The sequence below is a fragment of the Bartonella sp. AU18XJBT genome, assembly GCF_028618595.1.
GTDB lineage: Bacteria > Pseudomonadota > Alphaproteobacteria > Rhizobiales > Rhizobiaceae > Bartonella.
The window spans coordinates 1-2,240 of record NZ_JAQITE010000109.1 but is presented as its reverse complement, the minus strand read 5'-3'; the positions used below and the strand labels follow the sequence as shown (position 1 = coordinate 2,240).

Annotated in this window: 1 protein-coding gene and 1 pseudogene; one reads left to right on the top strand and one right to left on the bottom strand. The window is 37.9% G+C overall.

Annotated elements, in window-relative coordinates; genetic code table 11:
- Positions 1-623 precede the first annotated feature (623 nt).
- Positions 624-869, bottom strand: a pseudogene (locus tag PVV60_RS10250) (phage portal protein); the annotation flags it as partial.
- 161 nt (positions 870-1,030) lie between these two features.
- Between PVV60_RS10250 and PVV60_RS10245 the strand changes: the two are divergent.
- Positions 1,031-2,197 (top strand): site-specific integrase, encoded by a 1,167-nt coding sequence (locus PVV60_RS10245; RefSeq protein ID WP_273724645.1) that lies wholly within the window; start codon positions 1,031-1,033, stop codon positions 2,195-2,197.
- Positions 2,198-2,240 lie beyond the last annotated feature (43 nt).

Genomic DNA, 2,240 nt, shown 5'->3' with positions numbered 1-2,240 from the left:
TTCCCAATTCACGGGGTGATTTTGCTTGTTGACGATAATATTCTAAGAGAGAGCGTAAAGAGACATGTTCATGATCGGAATGATGAGGGCGAAGCATAAAGAATAAACTCCATAACAATATATTCTAATTGATTAATTCTCTTCAAAAGAATCGAAATGAAGTTAATTAAATCCATTTTGAATGAATAGTGTGAAAAATGCGGAAAATGCTAAAAAGCGGATAAATTTTTTTCAAAAGGTTTTTTAAAGGCTGTTTATCCACAGCCCATGAGAGAGATCAGATCAGCAAAATAGTGAAATTTGCTGTTTGTTTGATGTGTTAATTGACCTGTTAATCAAGACAAATGCACCATGGGCTTTAAAATATCAGAATGAGTATTTTGATAGGTTTTATGAACCATTTTATAGAGAGGTTTTGAAGGTGTAAAAACCGTCAAAATACCTTCAAAACGTATATTATTAGTTGAATTTATAGGTTGTAATGTCGATATAGGTTGTTTTTTAAAGATCTGTAAAATCTTAATACATTGAAATATAACATTTTTATTTTTTGCTATTTTTTATATAATAGCAGCAACCGTCAAAACTCAAAACCTCTTCAAAATTCATAACCATAATGATCTTGATACTTGATTAATTGCTTCTTTCGCTTCATTAAACAGTTGGAAAAAACCGGTTGGAAATTGCGCTATGGGTTTGGGCTGTATCTTACCCCCTGCCAAAGCGCCATTTTTCAAAACCGTAATACTATCTACCCTGCTCCAACTCTTTACAGCTTCTCTCTCATCTTCAAACGCTCCCCTCTCAGCCATAATCCCACCTTTGGATTGGCTATTGAGAATATGCATCACCTGTTCAAGATATTGATTTATAATGATAATTTAGTGTTATTCATATTGAATTAGAGACCCGAATATCGTAAGATTCTCTCATTTCAAACCTCTCTATCTTGAATCAATCAAAACTACTCATTTGCACATAACAAGTGGGATGAGTGTGTGGATCAAATTTGTATAAGAAAGGACTAAAAATGGCTCTTATGAACCGTCTTAATGCAAGATCTGTCGCAACATTGGGGGCTGGCAAATATAACGATGGTGCCGGCTTGTTACTTCATAAGCGTAAAGATGGCGGTGCTCAATGGATTTTACGGTATACCCTTCACGGGCGCCGTCGTGAAATGGGCTTGGGTGCGTTGCGAGATGTTTCTTTAAAACAAGCCCGTGAATTGGCAACTGGGTGGCGCTCTGTTTTACGTGAAGGTCGCGACCCCATTAAAGAACGTAATAAACAAAAGCGTGAGGCAATAAGCAATCTCCATTATTTAAAAGATATTGCTTTAGATGCTTTTGAAAGTCGGAAAGCTGAATTAAAAGGGGATGGCAAAGATGGATATTGGTTTTTACCATTACGCCTTCATATTCTCCCTAAATTAGGCTGTTTACCCGTTTCTGAGATTACCCAAACAGAGATACGCAATACGCTTGCCCCTATCTGGCATACAAAAGCTGTTACAGCGCGTAGAGCTCTCATTCGTCTCAATCTTTGTCTCAAACATGCCGCTGCTTTGGGTTTGGATGTTGATTTACAAGCAGTAACAAAAGCACAAGCTCTCTTAGGAAAACAACGCCATAAAACACAAAATTTACCTGCAATGGATTGGAAAGATGTTCCTGCTTTTTATAAAATACTTTGCGAAGCATCAACCTTAACACAACTGGCTTTACGCTTGCTTATTCTGACAGGCGTTCGTACTAATCCTATACGCCATATTCATAAAGATCAAATTGATGGGGATATATGGACTATCCCTGCTGAAAATATGAAAGGAAAGCGCGATGCTACAACAGAATTTCGCGTCCCCTTATCATCAGAGGCAATGAAAGTAATCGAACAAGCCCGTTGTATCTCTAAAAGTAATTTCATCTTTTCTTTTTCTAGTCGGGCTCCTATTTCACCTATGGTTATGTCAAAATATATGAGAAAAAATAAACTTGAAGCCTGCCCGCATGGTTTTCGTTCTAGTTTACGTGATTGGCTCGCTGAGACAACCGATGCCTCCTATGAGATCGCTGAAACCATTTTAAGTCATACGGTCGGCGGTAAAGTAGAACGTGCCTATCGTCGTACTGACTATCTAGAACAGCGCCGTGTCTATATGGATAAATGGGCGGCATATGTCACGGGTCAATCTTAAGATATGGGGTGCATAACCCCATTATCTGTGGATAACTTTAGCT